General features: G+C 62.8%; 12 protein-coding genes. 10 read left to right on the forward strand and 2 right to left on the reverse strand.

The window, feature by feature from the left end; genetic code table 11:
- Positions 1-79: 79 nt before the first annotated feature.
- The 6 genes from tpx to ACF8E5_RS18365 all read left to right on the forward strand — a co-directional run bounded on the left by tpx (position 80) and on the right by ACF8E5_RS18365 (position 12,007).
- Complete coding sequence (tpx, locus tag ACF8E5_RS18340; protein WP_392475630.1) at positions 80-580, forward strand: thiol peroxidase; 501 nt, start codon at positions 80-82, stop codon at positions 578-580.
- A 218-nt stretch (positions 581-798) separates the two neighbouring features.
- Entirely contained in the window at positions 799-2,073 is a 1,275-nt protein-coding gene (locus ACF8E5_RS18345) for an MdtA/MuxA family multidrug efflux RND transporter periplasmic adaptor subunit (protein ID WP_392475631.1), read from the forward strand.
- A complete protein-coding gene (locus tag ACF8E5_RS18350; RefSeq protein WP_392475632.1) occupies positions 2,070-5,165 on the forward strand; it encodes an MdtB/MuxB family multidrug efflux RND transporter permease subunit in 3,096 nt (1,031 codons plus the stop codon). The genes ACF8E5_RS18345 and ACF8E5_RS18350 overlap by 4 nt, the downstream gene beginning before the upstream one ends.
- 31 nt (positions 5,166-5,196) lie before the next feature.
- Positions 5,197-8,304, forward strand: a complete 3,108-nt coding sequence (locus ACF8E5_RS18355) for an efflux RND transporter permease subunit (protein ID WP_392475633.1) — start codon at positions 5,197-5,199, stop codon at positions 8,302-8,304.
- The gene (locus ACF8E5_RS18360) at positions 8,301-9,788 is read left to right on the forward strand and encodes an efflux transporter outer membrane subunit (RefSeq protein ID WP_196125812.1); all 1,488 of its coding nucleotides are present in this window, start codon (positions 8,301-8,303) and stop codon (positions 9,786-9,788) included. Before ACF8E5_RS18355 ends, ACF8E5_RS18360 begins: the two co-directional genes overlap by 4 nt.
- Before the next feature lie 146 nt (positions 9,789-9,934).
- Positions 9,935-12,007 carry a putative bifunctional diguanylate cyclase/phosphodiesterase gene (locus ACF8E5_RS18365; RefSeq protein ID WP_392475634.1) on the forward strand — a complete coding sequence of 691 codons (2,073 nt, stop codon included), beginning with the start codon at positions 9,935-9,937 and terminating at the stop codon, positions 12,005-12,007.
- Here the strand turns inward: ACF8E5_RS18365 and ACF8E5_RS18370 are convergent.
- The gene (locus tag ACF8E5_RS18370) at positions 12,004-12,264 is read right to left on the reverse strand and encodes a DUF1652 domain-containing protein (RefSeq protein WP_196141795.1); all 261 of its coding nucleotides are present in this window, start codon (positions 12,262-12,264) and stop codon (positions 12,004-12,006) included. The two genes, ACF8E5_RS18365 and ACF8E5_RS18370, sit on opposite strands and share 4 nt — an antisense overlap.
- Positions 12,265-12,570: 306 nt before the next feature.
- Complete coding sequence (locus ACF8E5_RS18375; RefSeq protein ID WP_392475635.1) at positions 12,571-13,218, reverse strand: DUF1345 domain-containing protein; 648 nt, start codon at positions 13,216-13,218, stop codon at positions 12,571-12,573.
- Between the two features lie 230 nt (positions 13,219-13,448).
- Here ACF8E5_RS18375 and pgm point away from each other — a divergent pair, with 230 nt between their 5' ends.
- The 4 genes from pgm to ACF8E5_RS18395 all read left to right on the forward strand — a co-directional run bounded on the left by pgm (position 13,449) and on the right by ACF8E5_RS18395 (position 19,153).
- Positions 13,449-15,086 carry a phosphoglucomutase (alpha-D-glucose-1,6-bisphosphate-dependent) gene (pgm, locus tag ACF8E5_RS18380; protein WP_197844050.1) on the forward strand — a complete coding sequence of 546 codons (1,638 nt, stop codon included), beginning with the start codon at positions 13,449-13,451 and terminating at the stop codon, positions 15,084-15,086.
- Between the two features lie 78 nt (positions 15,087-15,164).
- Complete coding sequence (locus ACF8E5_RS18385; protein ID WP_392475636.1) at positions 15,165-15,677, forward strand: sigma-70 family RNA polymerase sigma factor; 513 nt, start codon at positions 15,165-15,167, stop codon at positions 15,675-15,677.
- On the forward strand, positions 15,674-16,630 hold the full coding sequence (locus ACF8E5_RS18390) for a FecR domain-containing protein (RefSeq protein WP_058638323.1): 957 nt from the start codon (positions 15,674-15,676) through the stop codon (positions 16,628-16,630). Before ACF8E5_RS18385 ends, ACF8E5_RS18390 begins: the two co-directional genes overlap by 4 nt.
- A gap of 117 nt (positions 16,631-16,747) precedes the next feature.
- A complete protein-coding gene (locus tag ACF8E5_RS18395; RefSeq protein ID WP_392475637.1) occupies positions 16,748-19,153 on the forward strand; it encodes a TonB-dependent siderophore receptor in 2,406 nt (801 codons plus the stop codon).
- The last annotated feature ends 13 nt before the right edge of the window (positions 19,154-19,166 follow it).

Below are 19,166 nucleotides of genomic sequence, written 5' to 3' on the forward strand. Positions count from 1 at the left end.
TACCTTGCCCCATAGGCACATGCTGGCCGTCATGGTTAACTCTTGATCCTTTTCCCAACCCAAGATCGAGGATTTCGTCATGGCTCAAGTGACTCTCAAAGGCAACCCCGTCCAGGTCAATGGCTCGCTGCCACAGGTTGGCGCTCAGGCGCCGGCGTTTTCCCTGGTAGGCGAGGGGCTGGCCGACAAGTCGCTCAAGGACTTCGCCGGCAAGCGCAAGGTGCTGAACATCTTCCCAAGTGTCGATACGCCTACCTGCGCCACGTCCGTGCGCAAGTTCAATGCCCAGGCCAATGACCTGGCCAACACTGTCGTACTGTGCGTTTCCGCCGACCTGCCATTTGCCCAGGCTCGCTTCTGCGGTGCCGAAGGCCTGGAAAACGTCAAGAACCTGTCCACCTTGCGTGGCCGTGAATTCCTTGAGCAGTATGGTGTGGCCATCGCCGACGGCCCATTGGCTGGGCTGGCTGCCCGCGCCGTCGTGGTACTGGACGAGCACGACAAGGTGCTGCACAGCGAGCTGGTAGCTGAAATCGCCGACGAGCCCGACTACGACGCAGCCCTTGCCGCATTGAAGTGACGGCGCCGGGCAGGGATCGAACCTTCCGCCTGCCCATTGCTCCAAGCTATACCCTGTAACGGCCCGGAACGCTTTTCCGGGCCGTTTTCGTTTAAAGTTCAGGGTCTTGGCAACGTCAGGCAAAGGTAAACCTCTGGTAAAGGCGCTTTGCTTGGCCGTCGACAGTGCTTATCGTTCACCCTCCTGAATCGTCAATCCGAACAAGGTTCGTTCAACCCATGCAAGCGCCAAAATCCCGTTCTCCCCGTCGCTGGCTCGTCACGCTGCTGATCGTGTTGCTGGTCGCAGTGCTGGCCTGGTGGCTATGGCCTGCCACGCCAGCCACCGACCAGGCTGCTGGAGGGCCGGGCGGCAAAAGCGGGCGGCCCGGTTTCGGCGGGTCTACTGACCCGGTCCCGGTGAGGGTGGAACCTGCACGGGTGGGCGATTTCCCGCTTTACTACAAGGCGCTTGGCACGGTGACCGCGACCAATACCGTGAATGTGCGTAGCCGTGTAGGCGGTGAGCTGGTCAAGATTCACTTCAAGGAAGGGCAGCAGGTAAAGGCCGGTGACTTGCTTGCCGAAATCGACCCGCGTGCCTACCGCATCGCCCTGCAACAGGCCGAGGGCACCCTGGCCCAGAACCAGGCGCAACTGAAGAATGCCCAGGTCGACGTCGCTCGCTACAAAGGGCTGTATGCCGAGGACAGTATCGCCAAGCAAACCCTGGACACCGCACAGGCGCAGGTCGCGCAGTTTCAGGGGCTGGTCAAGACCAACCAGGCACAGGTCAACGATGCGCGCCTGAACCTTGAATTCACCCAGATTCGCGCGCCGATCAGCGGCCGCGTCGGCCTGCGCCAGCTCGACCTGGGCAACCTGGTGGCCGCCAACGACACCACAGCGCTGGTGGTGATCACCCAGACCGAGCCGATCAACGTGGCGTTCACGCTGCCGGAAACCGAGTTGGGTACCGTTCTTGAACGCTATCGCACCGGCGCCAGCCTGCCTGTGGAGGCGTGGGATCGGGGCGACCCCAAGCTGCAGGCCACCGGCGTGCTGGGCAGCATCGACAACCAGATCGACACTGCCACCGGCACCCTCAAGTTCAAGGGCCGTTTCGAGAACAAGGACCTGGCCCTGTTCCCCAACCAGTTCGTAAACGTGCGCCTGCTTGCCGATACGCTCAAGCAGGTGGTGCTGGCGCCAGCCGCCGCCATTCAGTTCGGTAACGACGGAACGTTCGCCTATGTGATCAACGGCGAAAATACCGTCAACGTGCGCAAGCTGAAGGTCGGCCCCAGCGACGGTGAAAACAGCGTGATCCTCGACGGCCTGGCGGCCGGTGATCGCCTGGTGCTCGAAGGCACCGACCGCCTGCGTGAAGGCACCAAGGTGGAAGTGGTCGATGACAGCGCCCAGGTGCCGACCACGCCAGGCCAGCATTTGCAGGGCCAGGAAAGCAATGCGCCGGGCCAGGCTGATAGCACCGCAGGCAAGGCGGGCGCATGAACCTCTCGCGCCTGTTCATCCTGCGGCCAGTCGCAACGACCTTGACCATGCTGGCCTTGGTGCTGGCCGGTTTGATCGCCTACCGCATGCTGCCTGTCGCCGCGCTGCCGCAGGTCGATTACCCCACGATTCGCGTCATGACCCTATACCCCGGGGCAAGCCCCCAGGTGATGACCAGTGCCGTCACCGCGCCACTTGAACGTCAGTTCGGCCAGATGCCCGGCCTTGAACAGATGGCCTCGACCAGTTCAGGGGGCGCGTCGGTCCTGACCCTGCGCTTCAACCTGGACATGAACATGGACGTGGCCGAGCAGCAAGTGCAGGCCGCGATCAACGCCGCCAGCAACCTGCTGCCCAGCGACCTTCCGGCCCCCCCGGTCTATAACAAGGTCAACCCGGCCGATACGCCAGTGCTGACGCTGGCCATCTCCAGCAAGACCATGCCGCTGCCCAAGCTCAACGACCTGGTCGACACCCGCGTGGCCCAGAAGCTGGCCCAGACCAGCGGGGTGGGCATGGTCAGCATCGCAGGGGGCCAGCGCCAGGCTGTGCGCATCAAGGTCAACGTGGATGCACTGGCGGCCAACGGGCTCAACCTGGAGGATGTCCGCACACTGATCGGGGCCTCCAACGTCAACCAGCCCAAGGGCAATTTCGATGGCCCTACACGCGTCTCGATGCTCGACGCCAATGACCAACTGCGCTCGCCCGAGGAATACGCCAACCTCATCCTGGCCTACAACAACGGCGCCCCGCTGCGTTTGAAGGATGTGGCGCAGATCGTCGACGGCGCGGAAAACGAACGGCTGGCGGCCTGGGCCAACCAGAATCACGCCGTGCTTCTGAATATTCAGCGTCAGCCAGGTGCCAACGTCATCGAGGTGGTGGACCGCATCAAGGACATGCTGCCCTCGATCACCGACAACCTGCCCGCCGGCCTGGACGTGTCCGTGCTCACCGACCGCACCCAGACCATCCGCGCCGCCGTGCGCGACGTTCAGCATGAACTGCTGATCGCCATCGCCCTGGTGGTAATGGTCACCTTCCTGTTCCTGCGGCGGGTCAGCGCTACGATCATTCCTTCGATCGCCGTGCCGCTGTCATTGGTCGGCACCTTCGCCGTCATGTACCTGGCAGGGTTTTCCATCAACAACCTCACCCTGATGGCGCTGACCATCGCCACCGGTTTTGTGGTGGACGATGTGATCGTGATGCTGGAGAACATTTCACGGCACATCGAGGAAGGCGAAACGCCGCTGCAGGCGGCGCTCAAAGGCGCCAGGCAGATTGGCTTTACCTTGATCTCGCTGACCTTCTCGCTGATCGCCGTGCTGATCCCGCTGTTGTTCATGGCCGATGTGGTAGGGCGCCTGTTCCGGGAGTTCGCCATCACCCTGGCAGTGGCCATCCTGATTTCCCTGGTGGTCTCGCTGACCCTGACGCCGATGATGTGCGCGCGCCTGCTCAAGCGCGAACCCACCCCAGATGAGCAAGGCCGTTTCTACCGGGCCAGCGGTGCCTGGATCGACTGGTTGATCAAGCACTACGCCAGCGCCCTGCAATGGGTACTCAAGCGCCAGCCCCTGACCCTGCTGGTGGCGGTGGCAAGCCTGGCGTTGACGGTGCTGCTGTACATGGTGGTGCCCAAGGGGTTCTTCCCGGTCCAGGACACGGGCGTCATTCAGGGCATCTCCGAAGCACCCCAGTCCACCTCGTTCGCGGCCATGAGCGACCGGCAGCAGGCCCTGAGCCGCGTCATCCTGCAGGACCCTGCCGTGCAGAGCCTCTCGTCCTACATTGGCGTGGACGGCGACAATGCCACCCTCAACAGCGGCCGTATGCTCATCAACCTCAAGCCTCATGGGGAGCGCGATGTCACTGCAAGCGATGTCATCAAGCGCTTGCAACCCCAGCTCGACAAGCTGGTGGGCATCCGCCTGTTCATGCAGCCGGTGCAGGATTTGAGTATCGAGGACCGGGTCAGCCGCACGCAGTACCAGTTCACATTGTCATCGCCCGATGCCGAACTGCTGGGGCAGTGGAGTGGCAAACTGGTCCAGGCCCTGAACCTGCGCCCCGAGCTTGCCGATGTGGCCAGTGACCTGCAGGAGAATGGCTTGCAGGTGTACCTGGTGATCGACCGGGACATGGCCAGCCGGCTGGGTATCAGCGTGTCGCAGATCACCAACGCGCTCTACGATGCCTTCGGCCAGAGGCAGATTTCGACTATCTACACCCAGGCCAGCCAATACCGGGTGGTGCTGCAGTCGCGAGACGCGGCCGTGATCGGTCCCCAGGCACTGGAGTCGATCCACGTCAAGGCCAGTGATGGCGGGCAGGTGCGTCTGTCGGCGCTGGCGCGCATCGAGCAGCGCCAGGCGCAGCTGGCCATTTCTCACATCGGTCAGTTCCCGGCGGTCACCTTGTCATTCAACCTGGGGCAGGGCGCCTCGCTGGGCAAAGCCGTGCAGGTGATCGAGCAGGTTCAGCAGGACATCGGCATGCCGTTGGGCATCCAGACCCGGTTCCAGGGCGCGGCGCAGGCGTTCCAGGCATCACTGTCGAGCACCTTGCTGCTGATTCTCGCGGCGGTGGTGACCATGTACATCGTGCTGGGTGTGCTCTATGAGAGCTACATCCACCCGGTGACCATCCTCTCGACGCTGCCTTCGGCTGCCGTGGGCGCCTTGCTGGCGCTGCTGATCAGTGGCAACGACCTGGGCATGATCGCCATTATCGGCATCATCCTGCTGATCGGTATCGTCAAGAAAAACGCCATCATGATGATTGACTTCGCGCTCGAAGCCGAACGTCACCAGGGCATGAGCCCGCGCGATGCCATCTACCAGGCCGCGCTGCTGCGGTTCCGGCCAATCCTCATGACCACGCTGGCGGCCTTGTTCGGAGCCGTGCCGTTGATGTTGGCCACCGGGTCCGGCGCCGAACTGCGCCAACCCCTTGGCCTGGTGATGGTGGGTGGGCTGCTCGTGAGCCAGGTGCTGACGCTATTCACCACGCCGGTCATCTACCTGTACTTCGACCGGCTGGGGCGTCGTTTCGGCAAGCGCAACCTGGCGCAGGAACCGGTATGAATACGCGCAGCGCTTCAGTAGGGGCGGCCCGATGAACCTGTCTGCGCCATTCATCCGCAGGCCCGTGGCAACCATGCTGTTGAGCCTGGCGATCATGCTGCTGGGCGCGGTCAGCTTCGGTCTGCTGCCGGTCTCGCCGCTGCCGCAGATGGATTTCCCGGTGATCGTGGTGTCGGCCAACCTGCCGGGTGCAAGCCCCGAAGTCATGGCCTCGACCGTGGCAACGCCGCTTGAGCGCAAGCTGGGCAGCATTGCCGGGGTTACCACATTGACCAGCAGCTCCAACCAGGGCTCCACGCGGGTCATCATTGGTTTTGAGCTTGGGCGCGACATCGACGGGGCTGCGCGCGAGGTGCAGGCCGCAATCAATGCCACCCGCAACCTGCTGCCCAGCGGCATGCGCAGCATGCCGACCTACAAGAAGATCAACCCGTCCCAGGCGCCGGTCATGGTTTTGTCGCTGACCTCCAGCGTGCTGCAGAAAGGGCAGCTGTACGATTTGGCCGATACCATCCTGTCCCAAAGCCTGGCCCAGGTGCCGGGCGTGGGCGAGGTGCAGATCGGTGGCAGTTCGCTGCCGGCCGTGCGCATTTCGGTCGAGCCACAGTTGCTGAACCAGTACGGCCTGGCGCTTGACGAGGTGCGTACCGCGGTGGCCAATGCCAACCAGCGCCGGCCCATGGGTTTTGTCGAGGATGCCGAGCGCAACTGGCAGGTGCGGGCCAACGACCAGTTGGAAAGCGCCAAGGATTACGGGCCGCTCGTGATTCGCCAGGAGAACGGCACGGTTCTTCGGCTATCGGATGTGGCAACCATCACCGATGGCGTCGAAAACCGCTACAACAGTGGCTTTTTCAATGACCAGAGCGCGGTATTGCTGGTCGTGAACCGGCAGGCAGGTGCCAACATCATTGCCACTGTGGAGCAGATCAAGTCGCAGTTGCCTGCCCTGCAATCGCTACTTCCGGCGAGCGTCGAGCTGAACGTGGCCATGGACCGTTCGCCGGTGATCAAGGCCACACTCAAGGAGGCGGAGCATACCTTGCTGATCGCCGTGGTGCTGGTAATCCTGGTGGTCTACCTGTTCCTCGGCAGCCTGCGTGCTTCACTGATTCCCAGCCTGGCGGTGCCGGTGTCGCTGGTTGGCACCTTCGCGGTCATGTACCTGTGCGGCTTCTCGCTCAACAACTTGTCGCTGATGGCGCTGATCCTGGCGACCGGCCTTGTGGTGGACGATGCCATTGTCGTGCTGGAGAACATCTCCCGGCATATCGAGGACGGGCAGCCACCGATGAAAGCGGCCTTCCTGGGCGCCAAGGAAGTCGGCTTCACCCTCCTGTCGATGAACGTGTCACTGGTGGCCGTGTTCGTGTCGATCCTGTTCATGGGCGGCATTGTGCGCAGCTTGTTCCAGGAATTTTCCATCACCCTGGCGGCCGCCATCATGGTTTCGCTGCTGGTGTCGCTAACCCTCACCCCCATGCTGTGCGCCCGTTGGCTGACCGCGCACCAGGCCGAGCAGACTCGCCTGCAACGGTGGAGCGATGTTGTGCACCGGCGCATGGTTGCCGGCTATGACCGCAGCCTGGGCTGGGCGCTGCGGCATCGGCGCCTGACCCTGATCAGCCTGCTGGTGACCATTGCGGTCAACGTGGCGCTGTACGTCGTGGTGCCCAAGACACTGATGCCCCAGCAGGATACCGGCCAGCTCATGGGTTTCATCCGCGGTGATGACGGCCTGTCGTTCAGCGTCATGCAGCCCAAGATGGAAACCTACCGGCGCGCCTTGCTGGCAGACCCTGCCGTACAGAGTGTTGCAGGCTTCATCGGCGGCAACAGCGGTACCAACAACGCCATGGTGCTGGTCAGGCTCAAGCCCATCAGCGAACGCAAGCTCGATGCCCAGAAGGTGATTGAACGCCTGCGCAAGGAGATGCCCAAGGTGCCTGGCGGGCGGCTGTTCCTGATGGCCGATCAGGACTTGCAACTGGGCGGTGGCGGGCGCGATCAATCGTCCTCGCAGTACCTGTATACCTTGCAGAGTGGCGACCTGGCAGCCTTGCGCCAGTGGTTTCCCAAGGTCGTCGCGGCCATGCGCGCCTTGCCCGAGCTGACCGCCATCGACGCGCGCGACGGGGCGGGCACCCAGCAGGTGACGCTGGTGGTTGACCGCGACCAGGCCAAGCGCCTGGGCATCGACATGCAGATGGTCACCACCGTGCTGAACAATGCCTACAGCCAGCGGCAGATCTCCACCATCTATGACAGCCTCAACCAATATCAGGTAGTGCTGGAGATCAACCCGAAATACGCCTGGGACCCCAGTACCCTGGAGCAGGTGCAGGTGATTACCGCCGAGGGCGCGCGGGTGCCGCTGTCGACCATCGCGCACTATGAGAACAGCCTGGCCAACGACCGGGTCAGCCACGAAGACCAGTTCGCCTCCGAGGACATCGCCTTCGACGTCGCCGAAGGCTACAGCACCGACCAGGCGCTGGCGGCAGTCGAGCGTGCCGTGGCCAAGCTCGGCCTTCCGGAAGGGGTGATCGCCAAGCTTGGCGGCACCGCCGATGCCTTCACCAAGACCGCACAGGGGCAGCCCTTCATGATTCTAGGCGCACTGGTGCTTGTGTACCTGGTACTCGGGATTCTGTACGAGAGCTACATCCACCCCCTGACCATCTTGTCCACGCTGCCCTCGGCCGGCGTCGGTGCCTTGTTGGCGCTGTATGTGACCGGTGGCGAATTCAGCCTGATCTCCCTGCTGGGGCTGTTCCTGTTGATCGGGGTGGTAAAGAAAAATGCCATCTTAATGATCGACCTGGCCCTGCAACTTGAACGTCACCAGGGGCTGTCGCCTGAGGAATCCATTCGCCGCGCATGCCTGCTGCGCCTGCGCCCAATCCTGATGACGACGCTGGCGGCCATTCTCGGCGCCTTGCCTCTGCTGCTGAGCCAGGCAGAAGGGGCGGAGATGCGTCAGCCGCTGGGGCTGACCATTATCGGCGGCCTGGTCTTCAGCCAGGTCCTGACCCTCTACACGACGCCTGTGGTCTATCTGTATCTGGACCGCTTGCGTCACCGCTACAACCGTTGGCGCGGTGTGCGCACCGACGCGGCCTTGGAAAACCCGCTATGACTTTTGCCCAGACTCCGCTTCATCGTGCCCTGCAAGTGCTCAGCCGTGTTCGCGGCTCGCGTTTGCTGGGGGCAGCCTTGGGGGCCGCCTTGCTCAGCGCCTGTACATTGGCCCCGGACTATCACCGTCCGGAAATGACCGGCACGGCGCAATTCAAGCATGCCGAAGGCTGGACGCAGGCAACGCCTTCTGACGCCATCGCCCGTGGTGCCTGGTGGGAGATCTATGGCGACGCGCAACTCAACGCACTGGTCGATGAGCTCAATCGCAACAACCAGAGTGTGGCGCAAGCCGAGGCGCAGTATCGCCAGGCCCAGGCGCTGGTGCGCAGCAGCCGCGCCGGACTGTTTCCAAGTCTCGACCTGAGCGTGGCCAAGAACAGGTCGGCCCAGGGCACTGGCAGTTCCAGCTCAAGCCTGTCCAATAACAGCAGCGGCATTCGGGACACTTACAACGCCCAGTTGGGAGTCAGCTGGGAAATCGACTTGTGGGGTAAGTTGCGCGAGACGCTCAATGCCAACCAGGCCAGTGCTCAGGCCAGCCTGGCCGACCTTGCCGCCATGCGCTTGAGCCAGCAGTCGGAGCTGGTGCAGAACTACCTGCAACTGCGCGTCATCGACGAGCAGAAGCGCCTGCTGCAAGCCACGGTGGCCGCCTACGAGCGCTCGCTGCGGATGAATCAGAACCAATACCGCGCAGGTATCGCCGGCCCCGACGCGGTGGCCCAGGCGCGCACCCAGCTCAAGAGCACCGAGGCTGACCTGATCGACCTGATCTGGCAGCGCGCCCAGTTCGAGAACGCTATTGCCGTGCTGCTGGGCAAGACGCCTGCGCAATTTGCCCTGGCCGACAGCCAGGCGATTCCTGCATTGCCGCAAATTCCGGTGGCGCTGCCATCGCAACTGCTCGAGCGGCGGCCCGACATCGCCGCTGCCGAGCGCAATGTGATGGCTGCCAACGCCAATATCGGCGTATCGCGCGCGGCCTATTTTCCGGATCTTAGCCTGAGCCTTAACGGCGGTTACTCGAGCAGCAGCTTCAACAACTGGATCGAGTTGCCCAACCGTTACTGGTCGGTCGGACCACAGCTTGCGCTCACCCTGTTCGATGCAGGCAGGCGCAGCGCCGAGGTGGACCGTACCGTAGCCGTATATGATCAGACGGTCGCCCAGTACCGCCAGACCGTGCTGGATGGTTTCAAGGAGGTGGAGAACCTGCTGGTGCAACTGAAGGTGTACGGGGACGAAGCCGTGGTGCGCCAGGAGGCCCTGGAGGCCGCCCGCGAGTCGCTGCGGCTTACGGAAAATCAATACAAGGCCGGCTTGATCGGTTATCTGGATGTGGTCAATGTTCAGGCCACCGCGCTGAGCAACGAGCGCAGTGTGCTCAACCTGTTGCAGGGCCGCTTGGTTGCCAGTGTCCAATTGGTGGCAGCGCTGGGCGGTGGCTGGGATGCACGAGGGGCGTTCGCCGACCAGGATTGATGCGTAACCTTTGACCCATGTCGACGTACAGACCTACCGTCGACATGGCCATTTGATATGCCGAAACACCGTGCGTTTTACCAAAGCTTGAGTACAATGGTCGGCCTTTCGTGCCTACCTCTGCCGGCTCCTTGGTACTTCGCAAAATGCTGACCGCTAGCTACTCCTCTTCGCTGGTGTTGATTTCCTTGTGCGTGGCCATCCTGGCGTCCTACACGGCTCTGGACCTTGCCGGACGCATTGCCACCGCCAGGGGGTATGCCGCCTCGCTGTGGATGATCGGCGGGGCGCTGGCCATGGGAACCGGCATCTGGTCCATGCATTTTGTCGGCATGCTCGCCTTGCAACTGCCAATCGAGCTGGGCTATGACCTGACGTTGACCGCATGCTCGCTGCTGATTGCGGTGCTGTCCTCGGGCTTCGCCCTCTGGCTGGTCAGCCAGCCCAGCTTGCCCGCCCTGCAGCTTGCCCTCGGCGCGCTCATCATGGGAGCCGGTATCGCCAGCATGCATTACACCGGCATGGCAGCGCTGCGCATGACACCCGGCATCGACTACGACCCGAGTCTGTTTCTGGCTTCGCTGCTGATCGCGGTGGGCGCTTCGGCGGCGGCGTTGTGGATCGCGTTCCGGCTGCGCAGACAGACCCCCTACGTGCGTCAAATCCGTGGGCTGGCAGCGGTGCTCATGGGGATCGCCATCGTCGGCATGCACTACACCGGTATGGCGGCCGCTGGTTTTCCCCAGGGCAGTTTCTGCGGTGCCCTGCCCGGTGGCCTGGAGGGGGATGGCTTGGTGTCGCTGGTTCTGATCACCACCTTCGCGGTGCTGCTTGTGACCTTGCTGACCTCCGTGCTGGACGCGCGCCTCGAGGCCCGCACGGCGGCGCTGGCCAGGTCGCTGACCCTGGCCAACCAGGAGCTGACTCAGCTGGCATTGCACGACACGCTCACAGGCCTGCCCAATCGCAGCCTGCTGGCTGACCGCATCGAACTGGCCATCGCCAAGGTAGCCGAGCAGGGCGGTTGCTTTGCGCTGATGTTCATTGATCTGGACGGGTTCAAGCCGGTCAACGATGCCTTTGGCCATCATGCCGGAGACCTGCTGCTCAAAGCTGTGGCGACGCGATTGCGCGGGCACCTGCACAGCCAGGACACACTGGCGCGCATCGGCGGGGATGAGTTTGTGCTCCTGGTCGAGTTGCAGGACCCGAGCGATGCCATGAACGTTGCCATCAAGCAGGTGAACCTGGTCTCACGGCCTTTCAAGGTGGCTGAGCATGACCTGCAGCTTTCGGCCAGCCTGGGTATCGTGCTGTATCCCGGCAACGGTCAGGATCAGCACGAGCTGCTGCGCAACGCCGACGCCGCCATGTATCACGCCAAGCGAATAGGCAAGAATGGCTACAGCTTTTTCGACGCCTCGATGAACAGCAATGCCCGGCAGCAGTTGCAGTTGGTGCAGGATTTGCGCCTGGCAGTGGCGGCGGGGCAATTTCGTCTGCATTACCAACCCAAGTTCGACGCCAAACAGTGTCAACCGATCGGCGCCGAGGCGCTGCTGCGTTGGGAGCATCCGCAGCACGGGCTCTTGGCCCCTGACCGTTTCATCAGCCTTGCGGAAAAGACCGGCCTGATCATTTCCATCGGTGACTGGGTACTGGACGAGGCATGTCGCCAGATGCGCCTGTGGCTGGATGAAGGTATCGAGGGTTGGCGGATCGCGGTCAACCTGTCGGCCATCCAGTTTTGCCACGCGGGGTTGCTTGATAGCGTGGCGCGCGCTCTGGAACGCCATGCACTGCCCGCCAACTGCCTGACATTGGAGATCACCGAAACCACGGCGATGTCCGACGTGGAGGTGAGCCTGACTGTCCTTCAGCAGCTCTCGGACATGGGCGTGGACCTGTCGATTGACGACTTTGGTACAGGTTATTCCAGCCTGATGTACCTCAAGCGCTTGCCGGCCAACGAGCTAAAAATCGACCGAGGGTTTGTACGCGAGCTGGAGGATGAGGGCGAGGATGCGGCCATCGTGTCAGCCATCGTAGCCTTGGGCCGCGCACTGGGATTGCGAATCGTTGCAGAAGGGGTCGAGACTTCAAGTCAGCAAGCCTTCCTGACGCGGCTGGGCTGCGATGCGCTTCAGGGCTACCTGCTCGGCCGACCCGTGCCGGCCGAGCAGTTGCTGGGGTCGAGCCCGGGCCCGGTCATGGGTTAACTGGCGTTGCGCAGCAGGGGCGGGGGCTGGAAGGCTTCGAGTTCAGCTTCGACCGCTTCGATGATGCGCTCGACATCGCTGGCAGCCATGATGGCCATGCAGGGGATGCCCGCTATGGCCAGCAAGGTTTCGCCCGTGCTTCTGTCGAACAGCCGCGCCACCATGCTGCGCGGCGCATCCATGTTGGCTTCGAAGCCCAGCGGATGGAAGTGCCAGCGCATGACCTGGCAGGCGTTGGGGAAGGTCATCTTGTTCATCCGAGCCTCCTTGTACGTGACTGAAAGCTGGTGAAGGGCGGCCGCGTACTGTGGCTGCCGGGAAAGTAACCATAGCACCTGGTTGACGGCATTCTCACTTGCAAATGTGACAAATGTTGCAGGGCATGATCTGCAACACAGCGCAGAGGACTTTCAGAAGCAGGTCAAGGCGCATCTTCACATTTTGCCCCCCTGGCGAGCGCACCGAGCGCCCTGATCCAGGCCCGGCGTGGGTACGCGCGACGGGCTCTTGGAACCTATAGGGCCGAGTACGGCTTGAATTCGTGAAATCCGACCGGCGGACGGTCACCCAAGCAATCCAGCCGCAATATTGATGGTGAAACCGAGGATGGCGGTGTTGAACACGAACCCCACGAGCGAGTGGGCCAGTACCACCCGCCGCATCGCTCTACCGGCTATACCCACGTCGGATGTCTGAACGGCCACGCTGATGGTGAACGACACGTAGTGAAAGTCCCAGTAGTCCGGCTGGGTTTCTCCATCGGCGTAGCGTAAAGGCGGCGCCGTGGCCGTCTCTGCATAGAACAGCCGCGCATAGTGCAGGCTGAAGATGCAGCCGATCAGCAGCCAGGAGCCTGCGACGGTGAACCCGGTGTACAAGTAGTGAGCCGTCAATGCGCTGCCATGCAGCCCGCGGCTGGATACCAGTTGCAGCGTCACGGCGACCAGGCTGGCGATTGCCGCGATGCAGACGGTAAGCAGCACCAGGCCTGCGTTTTCGTCTTCGCTGTGGGCCACCCTGCGAACCTTTGCAGGGCTTGCGGTGCAGCTGAGGCAGAGTACCAGCATCAGGTACAGCCAAACGCCAATGTTCCAACCCGCCAACAGGCGTTGCACAGGGTCAGTGACAGGGACCAGCCAGGCGCCCAGCAACCCTACGCCTGTGGCCAAGCTCAATCTAGGATGGGTGCGCGTTAGACGATGGAAAGCCATGGTGCCTCACAGCAGGGGGTGTGCTCGACAAGGTTTCTGACCGCCTGGCGTGTGCCAAGATCCGCATGGGCAGGGCCTCGATACGCTCCCTGGGCAGCGACGGCGGTAGGCGTCGAATTGTCCTTGAGCGATACCCACGGTTTCTTTCGTGCACTGCATCGCGCGCACTTGCAACTCTCAGTACACTGCACGCTCTAACCCCCACATTTCGCTGAACTCGAGGTTAATGCATGACGCTCAGTCCTTTGGCAGGCAAGCCGGCTCCAGCCAGCGTGCTGGTCGATATTCCCCGCCTGCTCACGGCCTACTACACCGGCCGGCCGGATGCTGGCGTGGCAAGCCAGCGTGTCGCTTTCGGCACATCGGGGCACCGGGGTACTTCGCTCGAGTTGAGCTTCAACGAACACCATGTGCTGGCCATCACCCAGGCCATCTGCCTGTACCGCCAGGAAAAGGGCATCGATGGCCCGCTGTTCGTCGGTGCTGATACCCATGCGCTGTCGGCGCCTGCCGCGGCGAGTGCATTGGAAGTGCTGGCTGCCAACGGTGTACAGGTGATGTTGTCCAAGGACGACGAATACACCCCGACACCGGCGGTGTCCCACGCCATCCTTTGCTACAACCGTGGGCGCCAGGACGGCCTGGCCGACGGCGTGGTGATCACACCCTCGCACAACCCGCCGCAAAGTGGTGGCTTCAAGTACAACCCGCCCAACGGCGGCCCGGCCGACAGCGACGTCACCAAGTGGATCGAAGCCAAGGCCAACGAATTGCTGGCAGCCGGGCTGGCGGGGGTCAAGCGCATCGACCACGCCCAGGCCCTGCAGGCTCCTACCACCCATCGTCACGATTACATCAGCCACTACGTGGCAGACCTGGAAAACGTCATCGACTTCGAGGTCATCCGTGCAGCCAAGCTGCGCTTGGGCGTGGACCCGCTGGGTGGGGCAGGGGTGCGCTACTGGTCGGCCATTGCCCAGCACTATCAACTGGACCTGGAAGTGGTGAACACCGAGGTCGACCCGACGTTCCGCTTCATGAGCGTCGACTGGGATGGCCAGATTCGCATGGACCCTTCGTCACCCTACGCCATGCAGGGCTTGATCGGCCTGCGCGAGCGCTTCGACGTGGCCTTTGCCTGCGACCCGGACCATGATCGCCATGGCATCGTCACGCCCGACGGCTTGCTGCAACCTAACAATTACCTGGCCGTGGCCATCGACTACCTGTACCGCAACCGTCCACAGTGGCGCACCGACGCGGCCGTCGGCAAGACGGTCGTGTCCAGCGGCCTGATCGATCGCGTGACCGAGCGGTTGGGCCGCGAGCTGTACGAAGTACCCGTGGGCTTCAAGTTCTTCGCCCAGGGTCTATTCGAGGGCTCGCTGGGCTTTGGTGGCGAAGAAAGTGCGGGTGCCTCGTTCCTGCGCCGCGACGGCTCGGTATGGGCAACCGACAAGGATGGCCTCATCCCGGCCTTGCTGGCTGCGGAGATGACCGCCCGGACGGGACGTAACCCGAGCCAGGCGTACGCCGAGCTGACCCAGGCGCTGGGCAAGCCGTTCGCTACCCGCGTCGAGGCCAAGGCTGATGCCCGCCAGAAAGGGTTGTTGAGCAAGCTTGCGCCTGAGCAGGTGACCTCTACCGAGCTTGCTGGAGAGCCGATCCTGCAGATCCTGAGCCACGCGCCGGGTAATGGGCAGGCGATCGGTGGTCTTAAGGTCATCACCGCCAATGGCTGGTTCGCGGCCCGCCCGTCTGGCACCGAGGACATCTACAAGATCTACGCGGAAAGTTTTGTCGACGAGGCCCACTTGCAACGATTGGTTCAGGAAGCCCAGGTGCTGGTAGATGCGGCCATTGCGTAAGCCGTGATAAAGGGCTTGGCCCTGCGATGAGATGTAAATTAGAATTAATCCTATTTACATCATCGCAGGGACTTGTCCATGTTCGAAGCCGCGCCGCCGCCCACGCAAAGCTTCCCTGACCTTTACCAGGAGCACCGCGGCTGGCTCGAAGGCTGGCTACGACGGCGCATGGGCAATGCCTGGGATGCGGCCGACCTGAGTCAGGATACCTTCCTTCGCGTGATGGCCAGCGCCCAGCCGTTGACCGACATCCGCGAGCCACGCGCCTACCTGCTGACGGTCGGCAAGCGACTTCTAAGCAACCTTCACCAACGCCGCAGCCTCGAGAAAGCCTACCTTGAGGCCCTGGTGCACCTGCCTGAACAGCACGCGCCTTCGCCCGAACAGCGCTGGTTGTTGCTTGAAACGCTGCAAGCGCTCGATCAATTGCTGGACGGTTTGAAGCCGGTCGTGCGCAAGGCTTTTCTGCTAAGCCAGCTCGAAGGGCTGAGCTACGCCGAAATCGCCAGCCGGCTTGGTGTTTGTGAGCGTTCGGTCAAGCGCTACATGGCGCAGGCCTACGAGCACTGCCTGTTGGCCGAACTTCAGTGAGCCCACCTGTGAACCAACGGGAGGCGTTGCGCGAGGCCGCCCAGTGGCTGGCGCTCATCGATTCAGGCGATACCCGCGAGGCGGACTTGACCGGGCTTGAGCAGTGGCGGGGGCAAAGCGCTGTGCATGAGGCTGCCTGGCAGCAGGCGCTGCGCTTGCGTGAGCGCTTTACCGGGTTGCCTGCCAGTTTGGCCATGGCCACCCTTGACCGTCCCGATCACGGTCGACGTGCCGCGCTTGTTCAAATGCTCGGTTTGGCAGCGCTGGTGCCTACGGCTTGGTGGTTGAGCCGCGAATTGCCCCTTGAGGCCTGGGCTGCTGATCTGCGTACGGGTGTGGGTGAACGGCGGCTCATGACGCTGGGGGATGGCACTAAGGTGCAGTTGAACACCGACAGCGCTGTCGACGTGGACGCTGCCAATCATAGACTGTGGTTGCGACGCGGCGAAGTTTCAGTCGACACGCCTGGCCTTCAACCCCTGACCATCCAGGTGCCTTCAGGTCAGGTGACAGTGGGTGGTGCAACCCTTGGCCCGGGGCAGGTGTGCATCCGCCTGGTCGAACCAGGGTGTCAGGTTGCAGTTGTCCAGGGCCGGGCAGACGTTCAGCCGCTGAAGGGAGATCGCCTGCGCCTCACCGCCGGCCAGCAAGCTGCCGTTCTGGCGTCAGGTCTGCGAAATGTCGGTCCTCTTCAAGCTTGGCGACTGGGGTGGCGAGATGGCGTGTTGCGCCTGGACGATCAACGTCTAGGCGACCTGCTGGTGGAGTTGAGCCGCTATCGCCCAGGCGTGCTGCGCTGGGATCCGGCGCTGGACAGGCTCAGGGTTACCGGCACCTTCCGCCTGGATGACACCGACCGGGTATTGGCGCTGCTCGCCGCGAGCCTGCCGGTGCAGGTGGTGGCCCGTACCCGCTATTGGATCACGCTGGTGCCGCGAACAACGACTGCCTGAGGCTCGAACCCGAGCGCTGCGTTGCGGCGCATTGCACGTGATATCAACGCGATGCTGTCCCCTTTTTCGTGCTCGCCTGTCATTACCCGTAGAACACCATAAAGGGGAGCCTCATCGATGCCTGCAGTAAAGTCCATTCACCTGCGCCCATGGGTGCGCGCAGCTCGCCCATTGTTCGCCATGAGCCTGCTACTGGGCATTCCCGCCTGGGCCGACGAGCCAGTCCGGCGCACGTACCAAGTGCCAGCGGCGAGCCTGGGGGCGGCCTTGACCCGCTTCGCCGATCAAGCAGGGGTCAGCTTGTCGCTGGACCCGGCGCTGGTCAAGGGCCTGCGTAGTGAAGGGCTGGCCGGCCAGTACAGCGTCGATGAAGGCTTCAGGCAATTACTACGCGGCAGCGGTCTGCAATGGGTACCTGTGGGCCACGATGCCTTTACGCTCATGCCGTCGCCGCAGCAAGGGGGCGCGCTGGAAATAGCCCCTACCAGCATCGTCGGCGGCCCACCGACGACCGACGAGGCGCTCCCTTATGCAGGCGGTCAGGTCGCTCGCCAGGGCGCACAAGGCTTGCTGGGTGCGCGCGATTTCATGCAAACGCCGTTCAGCATCACCAGCTACACCAGCGATCTGGTGAAGAACCAACAGGCGCGCACCCTGAGCGAACTGGTCGCCAGTGACCCTTCGGTTCGTGCCACCAACCCGGCCGGTGGGCGTTTCGAGCAGTTCACCATTCGCGGTTTCAGCTTGTATAACAGTGATGTGTCCTACAACGGCCTCTATGGCTTGCTGCCTACCTACTCGATCGATATGGAGATGGCCGAACGGGTCGACATCATCAAGGGCCCTAGCCAACTGATCAACGGCATCGCACCACGGGGCAGCGTCGGCGGCGGCATCAACATCCAACCCAAACGCGCCGGTGACACGCCGATCACCGAGTTCACCGGCAGCTACGCCTCGGCGGGCCAGGTAGGCGGGGCCGTTGACGTAGGGCGAAGGTTCGGCGACCAGCAGCAGTTCGGCATGCGTCTGAATGCGGTGAAACAGTCCGGCGATACCGAGTGGGACCACCAGCAAGTGGACCGCGAAATGGCCGTGCTGGGGCTGGATTTTCGCGGCGAGCGCCTGCGGCTTTCGGCCGACCTCGGGCATACCGAGCGTGATACTGATGCCCCCCAGGAACGTGTGCTGGTTGGGCCCCGCGCCCAGGTACCGCGTGCTGGCGGTGTGCACCGCAACTACGCCCAGGCGTGGAGCAAGGCGCGCACCAACGATACCTTCGGGGCACTGCACGCCGAATATGATCTCAGCGATTCTGTGCTGGCCTATGGCGCAGTGGGTGCCAGGGAGAGCCGGCACGATTTCCTGCGCCATAACGTTTCTCTGATTAACAATGCTGGCGACTTCACCATCCAGCCCCGCGATTTCAGCAGGGATGAATCGGTGCGCACCGCCTTGGCAGGCTTGAGAACCTGGTTACACACTGGGCCGGTCAGCCACGAGGTCAACCTGGCTGCAACGTATTACTACATGGACTTCACCAATGGGGGGGCTCGTTACGCTTCCTCACCCGGCAACCTCTACCATCCTACGGCTACGCCGACGCCAGGTACCCCAACGCGGCTCGATTCGAAGGATTACACCGAGAACCGGTTCTCCGGGTTGGCGTTGTCCGACACCCTCGGCTTTTTCGATGACCGATTGCTGTTGACCCTAGGGCTGCGCTGGCAGCGGGTGCAGGTGGACGATTGGAGTGATGGGGTCAAAGGCGATACGGCGTATGACGAGAAGAAGGTCTCGCCCTCCGGTGGCGTGCTGTACAAGGTCACGGACGAGCTGTCGGTGTATGCCAACTACATGGAGGGCTTGAGCCAAGGCAAGATCGCACCGTCCACGTCGATCAACGAGGACCAGATATTCCCACCTTTCACCAGCCGCCAGGTGGAAGTGGGTGCCAAGTATGACCTGGGCAAAGTGGCGTTTACGGCCAGCGCCTTCAGAATCCGTCAGCCTGCCTATGAAACCAACCCCGGCTCCCGGGTCTTCGGCCCCAATGGCAAGCGCAACAACCGCGGTGTGGAGCTGAACGTGTTCGGTGAACCCACCACAGGGGTGCGTGTGCTGGGCGGGGTGATGTACATCGACAGCGAACTGACCGATACCGTCGGAGGTGCCTACGATGGCAACCGTGCGCCTGCAACGCCCGCGTACAACGTCAACCTGGGTGCCGAATGGGATGTGCCGGGGGTGCAGGGGCTGACCCTGACGGCACGTGGCACGCACTCGAGTTCCCAGTACCTGGACCAGAACAACAGCAAGAAAATCGACGGCTGGGAGCGCTATGACGTGGGGGCACGGTATGCGTTCAAGCTGGACGACACGCAGGTGACCCTACGCGCCAGCGTCGAAAACGTACTCGATGATCGTTACTGGAGCTCAGCAGGCGCGCCGGATGACGCCGAGCCGGGGCTGACCTTGTCGACACCACGCACCTACCTGCTGTCCGCCACGCTGGGTTTCTGATCCGGCCTGCAAG

This window comes from Pseudomonas sp. WSY_20 (genome assembly GCF_043104335.1).
In the GTDB taxonomy this organism is placed as follows: Bacteria; Pseudomonadota; Gammaproteobacteria; order Pseudomonadales; family Pseudomonadaceae; genus Aquipseudomonas; species Aquipseudomonas parafulva_B.